The sequence below is a fragment of the Arachnia propionica genome, assembly GCF_003859805.1.
In the GTDB taxonomy this organism is placed as follows: Bacteria; Actinomycetota; Actinomycetes; order Propionibacteriales; family Propionibacteriaceae; genus Arachnia; species Arachnia propionica_C.
In genome coordinates this window covers 96,323-115,266 of record NZ_RQZG01000008.1, presented here as the reverse complement: position 1 = coordinate 115,266, position 18,944 = coordinate 96,323, and the positions used below count along the sequence as shown (strand labels likewise).

Here is an 18,944-nt window from a genome sequence, read left to right as displayed (position 1 = left end):
CCGCCATTCCTCACTTAGTAGTCGAAAGTAGGCTAGGGGCCCTTCCGCGGTTGTTCCAACAGCCATGCCGTGTTCTGGCCGAAAACACCTCAACCCAAGGTTGAGGGTTTGCCCCTGAGGGCATCCTCATCGCGTGGTGGGGGCACCCGGGGCCGAGACGTCGTAGACGGTGGCGTCGACACTGAGCAGCACGGCCAGCACCTGGGCCTTCATGTCCGACTGGTCAGCGCTGCCCCACACCACGGAATCGCCGTCGTCGAGCCTGATCTCGATCTGGTCCACCGCCTGCGCACTGACCAGGGTGACACGCTCCCCCAGCACCGGGGTGGCGGCCCCGACCACCGTCGCCACGTCCCGCAGCAGCCGCTGGTCGACCTCACCCTGCACCTGCGCGGCCACCGTCCCCGCGGGCACGTCCCCGCCCTCGTGGTAGACGACCCCTTCGGCATCGACCCAGCGCAACACCCCGTCATCGGTCCACAGGTAGGACAGTTCACGTTCGGTCACCAGGATCTCCACGGTGTGGGGGAACCGGCGTTTCACCTCCACCTCACGAACCGCGGGCAACGACTCGGCCACCCGGGACCTGATCCCCTGGAGATCCTGCACCGCCAGGGGACGCCCCAACTCCACCCGGGCGGCCCCGACGACCTCGTCCTCGCTGAGCAGGGAGGTGCCCGAGACCACCACCTGCGTGGTGGCGAAGACCGAGGAGAAACCGAACAGCCAGGTGGCCACCCCGCTCAGGACCAGCAGCAGCACGGCCAGAGCGAGCACAATCGTCCGGGTCAGCCGTTGCCGTCGCGACCGGCTCCGTCGGGCCGGGGCGAGCCTGCCTGGTGTGCTGCTCACCTGGGCTGCGCCTCCGGGCGTTCCGCCAGCAACGGGGCCAGCAACGGCCCGACGATGGTGACATCGCCGCACCCGAGGGTGATGATGAGGTCGCCGGGACGGGCGATCTCGTTGAGGGCGGCGGGCAGGTCGTACTTGTCGACCACGTAGACCACGTCCTTCGCCCCGTGCCTCCTGGCCGCGTCCACCACGAGTTCTCCGGTGACACCGGGGATCGGGTCCTCCCGGGCACCACACACGTCGTTGATGACGGCGATGTCCGCCAACGTCATCACCTCACCGAACTCGTCGGCGAAGTCCACGGTCCGTGAGTACAGGTGGGGCTGGAAGCAGGCGATGAGCCGCCCGGGCAGTCCCGTGGCCTCGTTGCCGGCCTCCGTGGCGCGACGGGCAGCACTCAGCGCCGCCCGGATCTCCGTCGGGTGGTGCGCGTAGTCGTCGTAGACCCGGATCCCGGCCGTGTCCGTGATGAGCTGGAATCGGCGCAGGGTTCCCTCGAACCGGCCGAGGGCCTCGACCGCCGCGTCATGGTCGAGACCGAGGATCCGCCCCACCGCGTAGGCCGCGGAGGCATTGGCCAGGTTGTGGTTGCCGGGCACCTGCAACGTGATCGGCCCAGCGGCGTCACGGGCGGTCAGGATGGCCGTCACCCCGTTGCCCGAGGGCCTGACGTCGCTGATCCGCACGTCGGCATCCTCCGCCTCGCCGTAACGCACGACCCGGCGGCCCTCGGCGGCGAGCTGATCGGCCAGGGTCCTGGAGCCCTCGTCGTCGACGTTGATGACCACCCAGGCCACCTCGGGCTGGGTCGCGAAGGTGTGGAAGCCGGCGGCATAGGCCTCCGGCGTGCCCCAGTTGACCAGGTGATCCGCCTCGATGTTGGTGATGACCGCGATCCTCGTGGGGTACTGCATGAACGAGCCGTCCGACTCGTCGGCCTCGACCACGAAGGCCTCACCCTCTCCGACGGCCGCACTGACCCCCGTGGTGGACAACGGCCCACCGATCACGTAACTCGGGTCAGCACCCGCCTCACTCAGCATGACCGCCGTCATGGCCGTGGTGGTGGTCTTGCCGTGGGTGCCTGCGACCGCCACCCCCTGCTTGCCCATCATGAGTGCGGCCAGCGCTGCCGAGCGGTGCCACACCCGGAGCCCACGACGACGTGCCTCGGCCAGCTCGACGTTGTCCTCCCTGATCGCCGACGAGATGACGACGGTCCGGGCGTCACCCAGCTGAGCGGCGTCGTGGCCGACGTGGCAGGTGACGCCGACGCGCCGCAGTGCCTGGAGGGTGGAGGAGTCGGATCGGTCCGACCCACTGGTCGGGATGCCGAGCTCGGCGTAGAGGTGGGCGACCCCACTCATGCCTGAGCCCCCGACCGCGATGAAGTGGACAGGGCCAACCTCGGTGGCGGGAACGACCTCGATCGGGTTCAGCAGGGTCACTTTTCCTCTTCTCTTGACGCGGCCAGGAGTGCCTTCCGGGCCAGGACATCGGCGGCATCGGCCGGGGAGTGTGGTCGGGCGAGTTCACCCATTCGGGTGAGCTCCTTCGGGTCGGTGATCACCGGCACGACCACCTCCACGAGTCTAGCCGCGCCGAGTTCGGCCTCCGGCAGCATGATGCCGGCCCCGTCGGCCACCAGACCGGCGGCGTTCCTGGCCTGTTCCCCGTTGCCCCACGGCAGAGGGACGAACACGACGGGCAGGCCCAGCACGGCGGTCTCCATGACGGTTCCGGCCCCCGCCCGACCAACCATCAGATCAGCCGCCATGTAGGCCTCGACCATGTCGTCGACGTAGGCGACCGGCACGTAGCGCGCACCGGAGGGGTCCGTGATGACGACATCGCGCTCAGTGAAGTTCTTGCCGCCCAGGACGTGGAGGACCTGGATCCCCTTCCCGAGCAGGTCCGGGACCGCCGCCATCACCGCCTCGTTGATGGCGCGTGCTCCCTGGGAACCACCGCTGACAAGCAGTGTCGGACGCTCGACGTCGAGACCGAAGCGCTGCCTGGCCTCCTGCCGACTGATCGCCGGGGAGGTGATCGAGCGGTTGATCGGCATCCCGATCCTGACCCCACCCCGGATCCTCGTCTCAGGGAAGGTGTAACCGGTGAACCGGGCGAACCGTGCCGCCACCTTGTTCGCGACTCCCACCACCCGGTTGGCCTCGTGCACGCACACCGGGACCCGCATGGTCCGTGCAGCCAGGTAGGCGGGGATCGAGACGTAACCACCGAAACCCACCAGCACCTCGGCTCTGGCCCTGCGGAGGATCGCCCGCGCCTCACGCACCGACTGCACGAGGTTCCAGGGAAGTTTCACCAGGTCCAGGTTCAGGGTGCGTGGCAAGGGGACGGGACGGATCAGCTCCAACGACAGCCCGGCCCGGGGGATCACCTTGGTCTCCAGCCCCTTCGCGGTGCCGATGCAGGTGATCTCCACCTGAGGATCCAGGTCCTGCAGCGCCTGCGCCGTCGCGATCAGCGGTGAGGTGTGTCCGGCCGTCCCGCCACCGGCCAGCACCACCCGGGTCACGAGTCCGCCCCTGCCGCCAGCACACTGGTCATCCGGGGCCCCGGGGCCTTCTTGCGGCTTGCGAGGTGGGCGCGGGCCCGCGGTGTGTCACGGGCACAGGCCAGCAGGACACCGACCGCCATGAGGTTGGACATGAGGGCTGATCCTCCCGAGGAGATGAAGGGCAACGGCACGCCGAGGACGGGGAGCAGGTTCATGACCACCATGATGTTGACCAGGGCCTGGAGCAGGAACCAGCTGGTGATCCCCGCCGCGACGAGTCGATTGAACATCTTGTCGGACTGGAGCGCCACCTGGAAACCACTGCGCGCCAGAAGTGCGAACAGGCCGAGCACCAGCAGCACGCCGAAGAGGCCGAGCTCCTCCCCGAGCACGGCGAACACGAAGTCGGTGTGGGCCCCTTCCTTGAGGCCGCCCCACTTCTGCTTGCTGGCCCCGAGCCCCAGCCCCCACCAACCGCCGGAGGCCAGGGCGTAGAGTGCGGCCATCGGCTGGGAGGCCAGGTCGGCGTTCGACTGGGGGTCGAAGAAGATCATGAAACGCGCCCTGCGGCTCGGGGATCCCATGATCAGGAGGGTCACCACACCGATGACGGTGAGCCCCACCGGGGCGAGGATGCGCAACGGGGTACCGACGAAGAACAGCAGGCAGAAGATGATGGCCCCGAAGACCAGACCGGTGCCGAGGTCCTTGCCGATGAGGATGAGGACGAGCAGGACCAACGCGCCCGGGGCGAAGGGGATGAACAGATCCATGGGTCGGTGCAGCTTGCGGCGCTTGACGTGGAACACCGATGCCCCCCAGATCACCAGGCCGAGCTTGGCGAACTCGGAGGGCTGGATGGTCAACAGTGTGCCCACCCTGATCCAGTTCCGGTTCCCGTAGATCTCGAACCCCAGGGGGGTCTGGACCAGGGCCAGCCCCACGAAGGCGAGGATCCAGCCGACGGTGCCGAGCCGACGCAGCAGATCCGGCCTCATCCTGCTGATCGGGATGAGCACGACCAGGGAGACCGCGAGGAACAGCAGCTGGCGGATCACGAAGTAGTACGGTGACTCCCCCTGTGACAGCGCGATCACCGCGCTCGAGGACAGCACCATCATGGTGCCGATGGCGGTGAGGATGCCCGTGGCGAAGATGATGAGGTGGTGATCCGCCATCGGGGAACGGGTGAAGCTGCGCACCAGGGAACCGGGCGGTGGTGCCGTCACTGAGGTGCTGGACATCTCACTCCTCGAGGCGCTGACGGGGAAGACGGACGAAACGGCGCCCCGCGGCCCGTCCACCCACCATGTTCGTGGCTGAAGCGGGCAATGGGGTGGAGGCGGCCCGCGTGTCGGTCAATCACTGCCAAGAGGCTGCGCGAACAGGAGCGCGCCCGAACTGGCGGGTTGCCTGTGCTTGGAACGTTTCACCAGGGGTCTGGGACAAGCAGAACGGCGATTCGTGCCCACCTAAGAGGACCTGGACCACTGCTCCAGCGGAATCCGTTCGCGACCACTGGGGCAGAGTGGTCCCGAAGTGACGCAAAAGCGACGATTCACGACCAGTGGGACCGGGTGGGGGCGCGGACATGGCCCGGGTGGTCCCGAAACGACGCTGCGAGCCCTGCTCGCGCGCCCTCCACCGGTCAGTCCCGGTCGTTCACGGCCCGCAGCCCAGCCGCCACCGCCTGGGCGGGGACCTTGAGGCTCCTGGCCAGGGCCGCCGCGGCTGCGGCCTGGGCGACCCGGCCACCGGCCTGATCGACCTTGGCCAGCTCCAGCGCGGAGCTGTGGCGCTGCGCCACGAAGGCGCGATCCACGATGAGGTCATCGACCACGCCGACCATCGAGATGGCCGGGATCGCCGTGGTGAACCCGATGGCGCGCGCCCCCTCGGTCACCTCCGCCTCGGCCACCATGTCCTCGGTGGCGGGGTCCTCGACGTTGTACACGCAGGCATGGGTGACCCGCTCGTAGCAGCGGGCCAGGTCGGCGTCGTCGCTCCCTGAGGCCAGCACCACCGCCGAGTGCAGGGCCATGCTCTCCACACCCCGCAGCTGCGCGGCGGACAGCTCGACGACGATCACGTCACGCGGGGCGTCGTCGAGGACGGCCTCGACCACTGGGCGGCCGCACGATCCGGCCTCGGCCACCCGCAGTCCCCCGGCACTCAGCATCGCCGTCACCAGCCGGGCCACCTCGACCCGGTCCCGCTCTCCTGCGACCCCCACCCAGGGCACCGTCGCACCCAACGAGTGGAGCCGCCAGGCCAGCTCCACCTCACTCCACACCGCCACACCGCGCCCGGCGGCCTCGACCGCCAGCGGCTCGGTGCCGCTCCAGCCCGTCGAGAGCACCAGCAGATCGCACTCCTCGGGCAGCCGGGCCGTGGCCCCCACCCCGAGCCGAACCGTCGCGTCCAGGGACTCCAGAAGCCCGGCCCGATCCGTGAGCCCGGGGTCGTCGTCGAGCACCGTGACCTCGGCCCCCAGTGCGATCAGGGCATCGGCGGCGGCCATGCCGGAGAGACCGAGTCCAGCCACCACGGCGTGCCTGCCGTCGAGCCGACCGCTCACTGTCCCGTCACCCACTCGGTGTAGAACAGCCCGATGGCAGTGGCCACACAGAGCCCACAGATGATCCAGAACCGGATCACCACCGTCACCTCGGCCCACCCGAGCAGCTCGAAGTGGTGATGGATCGGTGACATCTTGAAGATGCGCTTGCCCTTGGTCAGCTTGAAGTAGCCCACCTGGAGCGCCACCGACCCCGCCTCCATGACGAACAGGAAGCCCAGCACCACCATCAGCAACTCGGTCCGGGTCAGGATCGACAGACCGGCCAGTGCCGCTCCGATGGCCATCGAGCCGGTGTCCCCCATGAAGATCCTCGCGGGCTTCGCGTTCCACCACAGGAAACCGAAACAGGACCCCGCCATCGCGAAGGCCACCACCGCGAGGTCGTAGGGGTCCCGCACCTCGTAGCAGAGCGGGCCGACGCTGGAACTGCGGCCGCACCACTGGTTGAACTGCCAGATGTTGACCAGGGTCAGTGCCGCGAAGACCAGTGTGGCGCTGCCCGCCAGCAGACCGTCGAGACCGTCGGTGAGATTGGTGGCGTTCGGCCAGGCCATGAGGAGGAACACGATCCAGACCACCGCCAGGATGAACGGCAGGTGCAGCCACGGGATGTCCCGCAGGAAGGAGATGAACTGTGAGGCGGGTCTCAGCCCCCGCTCATCGGGGAAGTTGAGGGCCAGCACCGCGAACGTGCCGCCGATGAGGAACTGGCCGATGAGTTTGCCACGGGCGGTCAGCCCCAAGGAGCGCTCCTTGGAGATCTTGGCCCAGTCGTCGAGGAAACCGAGGAAGCCCATCGCTGCCGTGACACCGATCAGCAACAACCCGGAGACGGTCGGGGGTTGCCAGAGGATCAGGTGGGCCAACGTGTAGGCCAGCACGACGGAGGCGACGATGACCACCCCACCCATCGTGGGGGTACCCCGTTTCGTGAGGTGTTCCTGCGGCCCGTCGTCGCGGATGAACTGCCCGTACTGACGCCTGGTCAGGAACGTGATGAAGCGTGGTGTGGCGAACAGGGTGATCAGCAGGGCCAGCGCGCCCGCCAGCAGGATGGTCTTCACGACTGCTCCTCCCCCACGTTCTCCGCGACGGCGGCCGCGACCTGCTCCAGACCGATGCCACGCGACCCCTTGACCAACAGCACGTCCCCGGCCTCGAGGCGCAGCTCGGCGGCCTCCTCACGGGTGGCGACCCGGGCACGGGTCCCCGCCTCCACCGCGGCGGCGGCGAGGACGGGGGCGTGTTCCCCGACGGCCAGCAGCTCATCCACCTCGAGATCGGCTGCCAGCCGCCCCATCGCCGTGTGATGCGCCGTGGTCATCGACCCCAGCTCCAGCATGTCCCCCAGCACCGCGATGAGGCGGGCACCGGGGTGGCGTTGCCGCTGCACCATGGCCAGCTCACTCGCCGTGCGCAGGGCTGCCGCCATCGATTCGGGGTTGGCGTTGTAGGCGTCGTTGAGCACGAGCCGGTCCTCTCTCAGCCGCATCAGCTCCATGCGCCAGCTGGAGCGGGGCTGCGCCGCGGAGAGGCGCTCGGCCACCGTGGCGATGTCCATGCCGACGGCGAGGGCCGCGGCTGCGGCTGCCAGTGCATTGCTCACCTGGTGGCGGCCGATCACCTGGAGCTCGACCGGGGCCTGCTCCTCCATCTCACCCCGGCGGGCCATCAGGGTGAACCGTGGCTGGGAGGACTCGTTGCACGCCACGTCACGGGCGAAGACCTGCATCTCCCCCCGGGGCAGTCCACCCTCACCGAACCAGGCCAACCGGGCCGAGGTGAGCGAGGCCATGTCACGACAGGCCGGGCTGTCGGCGTTGAGCACCGCCCAACCATCGGCGGTCAGGCCTGAGATGATCTCCGCCTTCGCCCTGGCGGTCTGAGCCACCCCACCGAACTCCCCGACATGGGCGGCACCGACGTTGAGGACCACTCCGACGTCGAGACCGACCAGGGAGGTCAGCCACTCGATGTGACCCACGCCCCGCGCCCCCATCTCGGAGACCAGGAATCGGGTGTCGTCATCGACCCGACAGGCGGTCAGGGGAACCCCGATCTCGTTGTTCTGACTCCCGACGGGCGCCACCGTCGGCCCCTCGGCCTCCAGCACCTGGGCCAGCAGGTCCTTGGTGGAGGTCTTCCCGGAGGACCCGGTGACGCCGAGACTCCTCATGCCCCCGGCACGGGCCTCACGCACGATGCCCCGTGCCAGCCAGGAAAGACCGGAGACGCTCTCCTCCACCAGCAGGTGAGGCAGGCTTGCCTCGGTGAGCCGGGTGCCGAGCACCGCAGCAGCACCTGCCTGGGCGGCGTCAGGGGCGAAGTCATGGCCGTCCACCCGCTCACCGGGGATCGCGACGAACAGGGCCCCCGGGGTGACATGCCGATTGTCGAGCACCACGTCCGGTCCCACCACGGCGTCGTCGCCGAGGACCTCGACGGGTGCTGGTTGCATGAGTTCGACCAGTTCACTGAGCCGCCTGGCCCTCATCGATCACGTCCTTCCATCTGGTGCCAGGCGTCCTGAGCAACCACCGCATCGTCGAAGGGAAGCACCTGGTCGCCGATCTGCTGGCCACGCTCGTGCCCCTTACCGAGGATGGCCACCACACTACCGCCACCGGCCACCCTCAGGGCGAACTCGATGGCGTGCCGTCGGCCGGGCATCTCGACGACACGGGCACGTCCGTCCTGGGAACCGCTCAACATCTGTGAGCGGATCGCCGCCGGGTCCTCGGTGCGGGGATTGTCGTCGGTGACGACCAGGAGGTCACTCAGCCGTGCCGCGGCCTGTCCCATGAGCGGCCGCTTGACTGCGTCCCGATCACCACCGCAGCCGAGCACCGTGATCACCTCGGGGAAGCCCTGGAGTGCCTCGAGCGTCGCCGTGACCGCCTGGGGCGTGTGGGCGAAGTCCACGACGACGGTGGGAGCCGTCTCCGGCAGTGGCAGCACCTGCATCCGCCCCGGCACCTGGGCCGTGGCCAGTCCCTCGAGGATGTCCGACACCGGGATCCCCACGCAGCGGGCCATGACGAAGGCCACCGCGGCATCGACCATGTTGTGCCAGCCGGGCATCGCCAACCGCAGTTCCGTCACTCCCTCCGGGGTCTCCAGCCGGGCACATCCTCCCAGCGGGGCCACCGCGGTGTGGTCCCGCAACCGGTACCGGGCCGCCTCGGTGGTGCCGACGGTGTGGACCTCCAGCCCCTGGGCCACGCAACGCCGGGCGATCTCGCGTCCGTGCTCGTCATCGACCCACACCACGGCGCGATCCAGGCGTTCTGTGGTGAACAGGGCTGCCTTCGCCTCGAAGTAGTCCGCCACGTCGCGGTGGAAGTCCAGATGATCACGCCCCAGGTTCAGGAAGGCCCCGACGGCGAAACGCAGCGCGTCCACCCGCGACAGTGCCATGGCGTGGCTCGAGACCTCCAGCGCGACCGCGTCGACCCCGGCCTCCCGGAACCGGGCCAGCAGACCCTGCAGGTCCGGGGAGTCCGGGGTGGTGACGGTGCTGCGATCAGTCTCCAACAGCTGCCCGTCGAGCCGGAAACCGAGGGTGCCGACGGTGCCGACCCGGCACCCCCCGGCACTCAGGATCGCCTCGAGCAGCGCCACCGTCGTGGTCTTCCCATTGGTCCCGGTGACCCCGAACAGCTGGAGTCCCTCCCCCGGTCGCCCGAAGATCCGGGCGCTGAGCTCGGCGGCGTCTGGTCGCAGCCGAGCACTCACCAGCAGTGGGATCCCCACCCCTGCGGCCAGGTCAGCCCCCTCGGCATCGGTGAGGATGGCCAGTGCCCCGGCCTGCGCCACCTGCGAGGCGAAACGGGCCCCATGGGTACGTGCTCCCGGCAGGGCGACGTAGACCTCGCCGGGCTGCACCTGTCGCGAGTCGAGGCGGATCCCGGTGACCGGGGTCTCCGGAAGGTCGGTCCCCAGCCCGAGGTCCGAGGCCAGCCGCCGCAGGGTCACACCGGGCACCTGCTCCGGTCGCACCGTACTCATTCCCAGGTCAGCGGTTCGTTCCGGGCCGGTGTGGCCGAGGGCAGGACGTTGTAGCGCGGCAACGACATCTGGAGGATGCTGTTGACCACGGGCAGGGCCAGCTGGCTGCCGAGGTTGCCGTTGGTGGGGCGATCCAGCACCACGTAGACCAGGATCTGCGGGTTCTCCGCCGGCGCCACCCCCACGAAGGAAGCCGTGTAGCCGTTGTAGCACTTGCAGTTCGCGTCGAAGCGTTGCGCCGTGCCCGACTTGCCCGCCGTGCGGTAGCCGGGGATGGCCCGTTCACCGTCGCCCACCCCCGTGATCACGGACTCCATCATCTCGACCACCATCGCCGAGGCCTCCTGTGAGATCACCCGACGCGAGGTCGGTTCGGCCAGGGTGACGGGGGTGCCGTCGGCCCGGGTCGCCGACCTCAGCACGTGGGGCTGGTGGTAGACCCCCCCGTTGACCGCCGCGGAGAGCGCAGCCGCCATCTGCACCGCGGAGACCGACAGCCCCTGCCCGAAGGAGATCTGGTCCCTGGTGTAGTCCGCCATGTCGGGTCCGGGCAGCCGCCCCGGGGTCTCGGCGGGAAGGCCGGTCCCGGGCTTGGCCCCCAGACCGAATTCGGTCAGGTAGGAGTGCATCCTCTCCTTGTCCAGCTGGCGCGCCAGCTGGATGGTGCCGATGTTCGAGGACTGTGCGACGACCCCGCGGGCGGTCAGCTTGATGGTGCCGTGCTCGAAGGAGTCGGAGACGTGTCCGGCACCCGAGGCGATCCGGCTGGGAACCGTGAGCTGGGTGTCGGGCGTCACCAGACCCGAGTCCGCCAGGGCCGCCATGGTGAGCACCTTCTGGGTGGAACCCGGCTCGTAGGCCGCACTCACCGAACGGTTGCCGAGGTCACTGACGTCGGCGGCCCCCGGGTTCGCCGAGTCGAAGGAGGGGGCGTTCGCCAGGGCGAGGATCTCGCCGTTGTTGACGTTCATCACCAGCGCGACCCCGGTCTCTGCCCCCGATTGCCGGATGCTCTCGGCCAGGCGCTGCTCGGTGAACCACTGCAGGTCCGCGTCCAGGGTCAGGGAGTAGGAGGTGCCGCCCACCGGCGGGGTGAGCACATTGGTACCGAGCGGGATCCGCCCGTAGGTGGAGCGGTCGTAGACCTCGGAGCCGACGGTGCCCGCCAGCTCCGTGTTCAGTGAGCCCTCCAGACCCGTCACGCCCTCACCCTCGCCGTTGACGAAACCGATGACGTTGCTGGCCAGGGTTCGGCTGGGGTAGGTCCGGATCGGGTCCGGTTCGGCGTAGAGACCGTACCAACGACGTTTGCCGTCACCGTCGATGCCCTTCTTCATGTCGGCATCGATCAGGAGCCAGGTGGCGGCCGGAACCTTGCGGGCGATCACCTCGTATCGGGAGCCCTTCTTCAGGAGGGTCTCCAGGTACTCCTCCTCGGAACCCCCGAGATGGGTGGCCAGGATCTTCGCCACGGCCTGGGGTGCCGCCTCGGCCTCCTGCTGCTTCTTCTCACTCATCGGGTGACGGGTGTCGGCCCCGTTCCACTGGACCTGCTCGGGGTCGACGGTGATGAGCATCGCCGACTCCGTGCCCGCGAGCACCACCCCGTTGCGATCGACGAGATGACCGCGCTCCGGGAGCAGCTCACGGGTGTTCTGCATCTTGGCAGCGGCCTCGGCCGCGAACGCCTGTGAGTCGAAGGTCTGCAGCTGCACCGCCCGCAGCACACAGCCGAACAGCAGCACAGCCAGGGCCAGCATGAAGGCCCGGATCCTGAATCGGGAACGCCCCACCGGCAGGTGGACCCCCTTGCGGTAGCGGCGTCCCCGGTTGCTCCCGGGGCGCTGCGTCGGCCGCTTGACCGGACGGGTCCGGGACGTGGTCGGCCTCGCCCGGCTCGTCGCGGGACGACGGCGTGGGGCCGAGCGCCCCTGAGGGGTGCTCATGCCTCCTCCGTCCCGGTCGGACCCTCGGCCTGCTGGGTTCCCGGGCTGGGCAGGGTGGGCAGCGGGTCATGCCCGGAACCCCGTGTGATGTAGGGGGCCTCGTCACCCTGCACCGGCCGGGGTTCCCCGAGCAGCTGCCCGGTCGACAGGTCGACGAAGGCGGGGAACGGGTTCGGCACCATGCCGAGCTCGGCCGCACGCAGCGCCAGGGACCCGGGACTCGCGACCTCCTGCAGCTCCGAGGTGAGGGCCGCCTCCTGGTACGACAGGGTCGTCGCCTCCTTCCTGAGGGCCGAGAGTTCACGGGACTGCGCCCCGACCTGGGTGGTGATGATCATGACCGCGACCATCCCCACCACGACGAGCCCCGCCACGATGAGCAGGAACCCCAGGGTGGAGACGTTCGTCGGGGCAGCGGCGATGCGCAGTCGGCCCCGAGGTGTGGGTGTCGCCTCAGCGGCGACCCCCCGGTCCAGGGTGGTGGTGGTCACGCTGCCTCCTTGATCCGTTGGGCTGCGCGGAGTCGGGCTGACGCCGCACGGGGATTGGTCTCGATCTCTTGTGCATCAGGTTTCTCGGCTCCGCGGGTCAGGAGCTGGAACTCCGCCCGAAGCGCATCCGGCACGACGGGCATGTCGCGTGGGGCCCGGTCGGTGGCGTGTGCCGCGAAGGCCTGCTTGACCTGCCGGTCCTCCAGGGAGTGGTAGGCCAGCACCGCGATCCGGCCACCGACACCGAGCGCGCGCAGTGCGGCCGGGAGGAACCGGCCCAGCCCCTGCAGCTCGTCGTTGACCTCGATCCGGAGGGCCTGGAAGGTCCGCTTGGCCGGATGCCCTCCCTGCCGGTGCCGCACGGCGGCCGGGATCGCCCGGTCGACGACACCGACCAACTGGGCCGATGTCGTCAACGGCCGGTGCTCCCGCTCGGTGACGATCGCCGTCGCGATCTGCCGCGCGAAGCGCTCCTCCCCGTAGCGACGCAGCACCGACGTGAGCTCTGCCGCGCTGAAGGTGTTGAGCACCTCTGCCGCGGTGACACCGTGCGACTGGTCCATCCGCATGTCGAGGGGGGCGTCCACGCGGTACGCGAAGCCTCGGTCCTCACGATCGATCTGCAACGAACTCAGCCCCAGGTCCGCGAGGATCGCATCGACCCGGGAGAGTCCGAGCTCGGCCAGGACGTCACCGATCTCGTCATGGACGGCCTGCACCAGCGTGACCCGGTCCGAGAATCCGGCGAGCCGCTGACCCGCCACCTCGAGCGCGTCACGGTCCCGATCGATCCCGATCAGTCGCGCTCCCGGGGCGGCCCGGAGAATGGCCAGGGCATGTCCGGCGAGCCCCAGGGTGCAGTCCACGAGAACCGCATCGGGGCGTTGGAGGGAAGGGCCGAGCAGCTCGACGATCCGCGCCACCATCACTGGATCGTGCACATCGGTGAACATCGCTTGGCCCTCCCTTCCAACTGATTCCCCAAATTCCCCAAGCTGGGTCCCGTGGCGGGGGTTCCTCCACCGGATTCGCACCTGGCCTCGGGGAAGAAAGGTCAGGGTCGACCCGGTGACGGACCGCCGTCACGGGCTCCGTGTCACTGCCCCAGGTGGGACAGCAGTTCTGCGTCGAGTTCCGCGAAGCCGGCTTCCTGCTCCGCCTGGTACTCGGCCCAGAGGGTGGCGTCCCAGATCTCGGCACGGTTCATCGCGCCGATCACCACGACGTCACGGTCCAGACCGGCATAGGCGCGCAGGATCGGTGGGATCGTGATGCGCCCCTGCTTGTCCGGGACCTCGAAGCTGGCCCCTGCCGTCAGCATGCGCTGATAGTCACGGACCTGCTTCACCGTGGTGGGAGCGGAACTGACCGGGGCCATGAGGGCCTCGAACGTCTCCTTCGGGTAGATGGCCAACGCACGCTCCTGCGTCCGTGTGACCACGAGCCCCTCCTCGAGGGCCTCGCGGAACTTCGCCGGCAGGATGAGTCGCCCTTTCTCGTCCAGCTTGGGTGTGTGAGTCCCAAGGAACATCCGGGGCACCCCCTTCCCAGCAAATCCCCTCCACTTTGCTCCACTGGCCACCACAATACCCCACTTCGCTCCACTCGCGCTCCACACGGCAGGTGTTTCGTGGATGCTTTAGGCTTCTTGGTCGTCACACCGTCCGGGGAAGACCGAGGAGACACATGACCCACCCATCAGCTACGACCATGACGCCGAGCGAGGCTGCGGACCTTGCCAGGCGCATCCAGAAGGCGATGAGCCAGGTGATCGTCGGCAAGCCCGAGCAGATCCGGATGGCGGTCGTCGCGCTGTTCGCCAAGGGACATCTCCTCATCGAGGACGTCCCCGGTGTCGGCAAAACGGTCCTCGCGAAGTCCTTGGGCCGAGCCATCGAAGGGCACGTCAGCCGGATCCAGTTCACCCCCGACCTGCTGCCGAGCGACGTGACGGGGGTGTCGGTGTTCAACCAGGCGACGCGCGAGTTCGAGTTCAAGGCCGGCGGCATCTTCGCCAACGTCGTGCTGGGTGATGAGATCAACCGGGCCTCCCCCAAGACCCAGTCCGCCCTGCTGGAGGCCATGGCGGAGGGGCAGGTCTCCGCCGATGGTCGTACCTATCGACTCGCCGAACCCTTCATGGTGGTCGCCACCCAGAACCCCATCGAGATGGAGGGCACCTACCCCCTGCCCGAGGCCCAACGGGACCGCTTCATGGCACGGATCGAGATGGGCTACCCGCCCCATGACTCCGAGGTGGCGATGCTGCAGGCCGCTGCCACCGGCGACAGCCTGGGGGCGGTCTCCCCCGTCGCGACCGTCACACAGGTGCGCGAGGGCATCAAGGCGATGGAGGCCGTCTACCTGGCCCCGGTGGTCAGCGACTACATCGTGCGCGTCGTCGAGTCGACCCGTTCCCACCCCGAGCTGCGACTCGGCGCCAGTCCCCGCTCCTCGGTCCACCTCATGCGTGCGGCGCGCGTCGAGGCAGCCCTGGCGGGCCGGGACTACGTGGTCCCGGAGGACGTGCAGGCGCTGGTCGTGCCGGTGCTCTCACACCGCGTGCTGTTGACCGTCGACGCCCAGGTGGCACGCCGGGAGAACGAATCCGTCCTGGCCCAGATCGCCGACTCCGTCCCCCGACCCCACCGGAGCTGAGATGCGGTTCCGCTCCGGTCTGACGGCCAGGGGATGGACCCTCCTGATCGCAGGAGGGGCGATCACGATCGCCACCAGCTGGATCGGGGAACCCGATCTGGCCTGGGTCGGGTTGTTCCTGGCCGCCATCCCCTGCCTGGGTCTGCTGGTGGTGCTGTTCCTCTCCCCCCGACTGGCCGTGGAACGCAGCGTCGTTCCACCATCGGTCAGCATCGGGGAACACGCCCGCGCCCGGCTGCTGGTCAGCAACTCCCGACACCTCGGCTTCTCCTCGCTGTCCTTCGAGGATCACACCCCGGACTCACTCGGACCCCACGCCTCCTTCGACCTGGCGCGCGGCCTCACCGTGTGGCGGCAGGCCGCGGGCTACGAGGTCCCCACCTCGATGCGCGGCCACTTCCCACTCGGCCCACTCAGCGCCAAGAACTTCGATCCGTTCGCCACCGCCTGGAAGCGCTGGCGGGTGCCGGGGGAACCGGCCTGGCTCCGGGTGACCCCCGAGATCTGGCACCTGCCGCTGCCCCGCTCCGGCAGATCGGTGGGCACGACCGGCGAGGCGACGCCACAGCGCGTCGGGCAGGCCGGGACCGACGACGTCCTGGTGCGTGAGTACCGGCACGGTGACGGGCTGCGTCGTGTCCACTGGAGGATGACCGCCAAACGCGGGGAGATGATGGTGAGGTTGGAGGAGCAGCCCTGGGACCCGGCGATGACCGTCCTGGTCGACACCCGTGCCCAGGCCCACCTGGGCACGGGACGCAACTCCACCCTGGAGTGGGGCATCTCGTTCGGCACCTCCTTGGCGACCGCCCTGCTGCAGGAGAGACTGCGTATCGCGGTGGTCGGTGCCAACGGCGTGGTCTTCCAGCCACTGCGCGGTGAGGGCTCGTCGTCCTCCGAACGTCTCATCGCCGCCATGACCGAGATCCAGGCCTCCGGACGGGAATCCCTGGAGGACTGCCTCGCGGATCCCGACGCACTGAGCGCGGCCAGATCGCTGGTCGCGTGCCTCGGGGTCCTCACCGCACGAGACGCCGCCTCCCTCGTCGCAGCGACCGCCGGACTGGCCCAGACCGATGCCCTCGTCCCGGACGCCGTCGCCTTCGACCTGCCACCGGAACGTGCCCGGGCCCACGAGGAGGCGTGTCGCCTGCTGTCGAGCACCGGCTGGAACCTCGCCTCCTACGCCCCGGGAACCTCGGTCCCGGAGGGCTGGCAGCTCCTCATGGCCCGACGGGAGGCCCTGTGATGTCGAGACGTTCCTTCCTGCTGCCCCCGGTCATCTCCGTCGCGGTGCTGGCCTCCCTGATGCCCGCCGATCCACTGGTCGAGGGACCGCTGTTCGGCTGGGACCTGGTGCTGGTCGTGGTGGCCCCGGGGGTGCTCGGAGCCCTTCTGGCCGCACTCGGCGTGGGACGCACCGTCACGATGCTGCTGACGGGGCTCACCTGTTTCGGCCTGCTCGGATGGCGCGGGGTGACACTCTCCCCCACCACCGACTGGCTCGAGGGCTGGGGCACCCTGACCGCCGCCGGGGTGCGTTCGCTGTCCACCTCCGACCTCCCGGTACAGGCCTCACCGGAGGCGGCCTGGCTGTTGCTGCTGCTCGCCGCGACCAGTTGGAGCCTCACCACCATGTTCGCCGATGCCCTCGACCAGCCGGCCTGGGCCATCGCCACCCTGGCCCTGCCGTTCGGGATCGCCGCGCTCGTCCAACCCGTCGAGATCCCCTTCCACCTGTTCCTGCCGGTCGCGCTGGGGTACGCCGCGGTGTTGCTCGCCGCCCCCCGTCCGGGAACCTCACGCTTCGAAGGGGCCCGATGGCTGCTGGGTGGGGTGGCCGCCGCACTCGCCGTCGCGCTCACCCTGGGGGTCTCGACATTCCTGCCGATGGGCGACAAGCAGTCCTGGACCTCGGACCAGAAGGACAAGCCCATCCAGCTCAGTGACCCGACGCTGGACCTGGAGCAGAACCTCCACCTGCCGGATCCGGTCGTCGTGCTCACCTACTCCTCGAGCGATCGGGCACCGCACTACCTCAGGACCACGGCCATGTCGAAGCTCACCTCCAACGGGGCGCAGCTCGACTCGATGAAGCTGCGCACCGGCGACCTCTCGGGGGCGTACGACTTCCCCGGGGACAGGGTCGAACTCAACGTCGCGATGCGGTTCCCCTCCCAGTACCTGCCCATCCCGTTCTCCCCGGAGGGCTTCGAGGCCGATGGGAACTGGGCCTGGGACCCGGAGACCCTCAGCGTCGTGGCGACGGGTGATGCGGGCGAGACCCAGAGCACCCGCCTGGACTACCGAACCGTCTCGGTGGTGCCGAAGCCGGACGCGGCCACCATCGCTCGCGCCAGGGCCGGGCAGAGCCCTGACGGGGACCGCAGCCTGGAGGTGCCCTCCGACGTCCCCGCACAGGTCTCCGACCTCCTGGCCGAGATCACCGAGGGCGCCGAGACCGACGGGGAGAAGGCACTGGCCCTGGTGGAGTTCTTCCAGTCGGATCAGTTCACCTACACCCTGAACGCACCCAGCGGGTCCGACACGAACGCGCTGGCCAGTTTCCTGCTGAAGGATCGAGCCGGTTACTGCATCCACTTCTCCATCAGCATGGCGCTGCTGGCGCGGATGCTGAAGATCCCCGCCAGGGTCGCGGTCGGGTTCACCGGAGGCACGCCCGAGGGCGAGGGCTTCGTGGTGACCACCGACAACATGCACGCCTGGCCGGAGCTGTACTTCGAGGGTCTGGGATGGGTGCCCTTCGAACCCACCAAGTCCTACGACTCGGCGGGCTCCAACCAGAACCAGGAGGCCCCGGCACCGCCGTCGGCCACGCCCACCCCCGAGGCGGCCTCCCCCTCCCCGACCCTGGAGCCCTCACAGCCGCAGAGCGCCGAACCCACCCCCTCACCCAGTGGCCAGGTCGTCACCCCGGAGGGTGGCCCGTCCGGCGGACAGGGGGGCGGCGCGTTGCCCCTGATCCTGCTGGGAGTGCTGGCCCTCGTCGTGCTCCTGTCGATCCCGGCCCTGGTGCGAGCCGCCCGTGGGTGGATGCGGTTGCGAAGCTCGCAGGAGGTGCCGGTGCTGGCATCGTCGGCCTGGCGGGAGATCCGTGACACCTTCACCGACCTGGGACTCACCTGGCAGCCGGGCTCCCCCGTCGCGGCGGTCGAGGCGATGGGCACCGACCTGTCACGTGGTGCCACGGAACGGTTGCGGGCCGTGGCCGAACTCGTGGAACAGAGTCTGTACGCCCGCCGGGCACCGGATCTGGGGCAACTGCCCGCCCTCACGAGACAGGTTCGACGACTTCTGCTGGCCGATGCCCCAGGGCTTGGTCGACTCGCCGCGATCCTCGCACCACGTTCACTCGTGCGGCGACGGGGCTGATGACCGTGAGCGGTTTCCACACCCCATACAATGGGATCCCCAGGTAGTTCTGGACACTCGTACGAAGGAGACTGCGGATGGCTCTGTCCGAGCATGAGCAGCGACGGTTGGAGCAGCTCGAGGCTTCCCTCATGGCCGAGGACCCCACACTCGCCGACACCCTGCGGGGCGTGCCGCAGTTCCGGGTCCAGAAACGCCGTGCCACGTTGGCGGTCCTCGGTTTCATCGCAGGGCTGACCGCACTGGTGATCGGCATCCAGATCCAACCGGCCATCTCCGTGGCCGGCTTCGTCATCATGCTGATCTCTGCGATCATCGGGCTGAGTGCCTGGACCCGGATCGCCGAGGACGGCGTCCCGAACGACGGAGGGCGTCACCCACGCCCCGCCAGACAGCACTCCAGCGGCGATTTCATGGAGAAACTCGAGGAACGCTGGCGCCGTCGTCAGGAGGGTGGGGACCACTGAGAGCGGCACCCGCCCGATGAGTCA

Annotated in this window: 16 protein-coding genes; 4 read left to right on the top strand and 12 right to left on the bottom strand. The window is 69.1% G+C overall.

Features of this window, described 5'->3' with window-relative positions:
- Positions 1-126: 126 nt before the first annotated feature.
- The 12 genes from EII34_RS08440 to mraZ all read right to left on the bottom strand — a co-directional run bounded on the left by EII34_RS08440 (position 127) and on the right by mraZ (position 13,933).
- Positions 127-852 (bottom strand): cell division protein FtsQ/DivIB, encoded by a 726-nt coding sequence (locus EII34_RS08440; protein WP_185711244.1) that lies wholly within the window; start codon positions 850-852, stop codon positions 127-129.
- Positions 849-2,300, bottom strand: coding sequence for a UDP-N-acetylmuramate--L-alanine ligase (murC, locus tag EII34_RS08435; RefSeq protein ID WP_124844722.1), 1,452 nt, complete (start codon positions 2,298-2,300; stop codon positions 849-851). Before murC ends, EII34_RS08440 begins: the two co-directional genes overlap by 4 nt.
- Entirely contained in the window at positions 2,297-3,394 is a 1,098-nt protein-coding gene (gene murG / locus EII34_RS08430; protein ID WP_124844721.1) for an undecaprenyldiphospho-muramoylpentapeptide beta-N-acetylglucosaminyltransferase, read from the bottom strand. The genes murC and murG overlap by 4 nt, the downstream gene beginning before the upstream one ends.
- Positions 3,391-4,620, bottom strand: a complete 1,230-nt coding sequence (gene ftsW / locus EII34_RS08425) for a putative lipid II flippase FtsW (RefSeq protein WP_124844720.1) — start codon at positions 4,618-4,620, stop codon at positions 3,391-3,393. Before ftsW ends, murG begins: the two co-directional genes overlap by 4 nt.
- Positions 4,621-5,024: 404 nt before the next feature.
- Entirely contained in the window at positions 5,025-5,969 is a 945-nt protein-coding gene (locus EII34_RS08420) for a Mur ligase family protein (RefSeq protein ID WP_124844719.1), read from the bottom strand.
- Entirely contained in the window at positions 5,951-7,021 is a 1,071-nt protein-coding gene (gene mraY, locus EII34_RS08415; RefSeq protein WP_124844718.1) for a phospho-N-acetylmuramoyl-pentapeptide-transferase, read from the bottom strand. The genes EII34_RS08420 and mraY overlap by 19 nt, the downstream gene beginning before the upstream one ends.
- Complete coding sequence (locus tag EII34_RS08410; protein WP_124844717.1) at positions 7,018-8,451, bottom strand: UDP-N-acetylmuramoyl-tripeptide--D-alanyl-D-alanine ligase; 1,434 nt, start codon at positions 8,449-8,451, stop codon at positions 7,018-7,020. Before EII34_RS08410 ends, mraY begins: the two co-directional genes overlap by 4 nt.
- Entirely contained in the window at positions 8,448-9,965 is a 1,518-nt protein-coding gene (locus EII34_RS08405; RefSeq protein ID WP_124844716.1) for a UDP-N-acetylmuramoyl-L-alanyl-D-glutamate--2,6-diaminopimelate ligase, read from the bottom strand. The genes EII34_RS08410 and EII34_RS08405 overlap by 4 nt, the downstream gene beginning before the upstream one ends.
- Positions 9,962-11,758, bottom strand: a complete 1,797-nt coding sequence (locus tag EII34_RS08400; protein ID WP_395858082.1) for a peptidoglycan D,D-transpeptidase FtsI family protein — start codon at positions 11,756-11,758, stop codon at positions 9,962-9,964. The genes EII34_RS08405 and EII34_RS08400 overlap by 4 nt, the downstream gene beginning before the upstream one ends.
- 149 nt (positions 11,759-11,907) lie before the next feature.
- On the bottom strand, positions 11,908-12,402 hold the full coding sequence (gene ftsL / locus EII34_RS08395) for a cell division protein FtsL (protein ID WP_124844714.1): 495 nt from the start codon (positions 12,400-12,402) through the stop codon (positions 11,908-11,910).
- Positions 12,399-13,355: a 16S rRNA (cytosine(1402)-N(4))-methyltransferase RsmH gene (gene rsmH / locus EII34_RS08390; protein ID WP_124844713.1), complete on the bottom strand. Its 957-nt coding sequence runs from the start codon at positions 13,353-13,355 to the stop codon at positions 12,399-12,401. The genes ftsL and rsmH overlap by 4 nt, the downstream gene beginning before the upstream one ends.
- 143 nt (positions 13,356-13,498) lie before the next feature.
- Complete coding sequence (mraZ, locus tag EII34_RS08385; protein WP_124844712.1) at positions 13,499-13,933, bottom strand: division/cell wall cluster transcriptional repressor MraZ; 435 nt, start codon at positions 13,931-13,933, stop codon at positions 13,499-13,501.
- A 155-nt stretch (positions 13,934-14,088) separates the two neighbouring features.
- Here mraZ and EII34_RS08380 point away from each other — a divergent pair, with 155 nt between their 5' ends.
- From EII34_RS08380 to EII34_RS08365, 4 genes are all read left to right on the top strand, one after another.
- On the top strand, positions 14,089-15,060 hold the full coding sequence (locus EII34_RS08380; protein WP_124844711.1) for an AAA family ATPase: 972 nt from the start codon (positions 14,089-14,091) through the stop codon (positions 15,058-15,060).
- Position 15,061: 1 nt separating this feature from the next.
- Entirely contained in the window at positions 15,062-16,309 is a 1,248-nt protein-coding gene (locus EII34_RS08375; RefSeq protein WP_124844710.1) for a DUF58 domain-containing protein, read from the top strand.
- Positions 16,309-18,453 carry a transglutaminase TgpA family protein gene (locus EII34_RS08370; protein ID WP_124844709.1) on the top strand — a complete coding sequence of 715 codons (2,145 nt, stop codon included), beginning with the start codon at positions 16,309-16,311 and terminating at the stop codon, positions 18,451-18,453. Before EII34_RS08375 ends, EII34_RS08370 begins: the two co-directional genes overlap by 1 nt.
- A 77-nt stretch (positions 18,454-18,530) precedes the next feature.
- The gene (locus tag EII34_RS08365; protein WP_124844708.1) at positions 18,531-18,920 is read left to right on the top strand and encodes a DUF3040 domain-containing protein; all 390 of its coding nucleotides are present in this window, start codon (positions 18,531-18,533) and stop codon (positions 18,918-18,920) included.
- Positions 18,921-18,944: the final 24 nt, after the last annotated feature.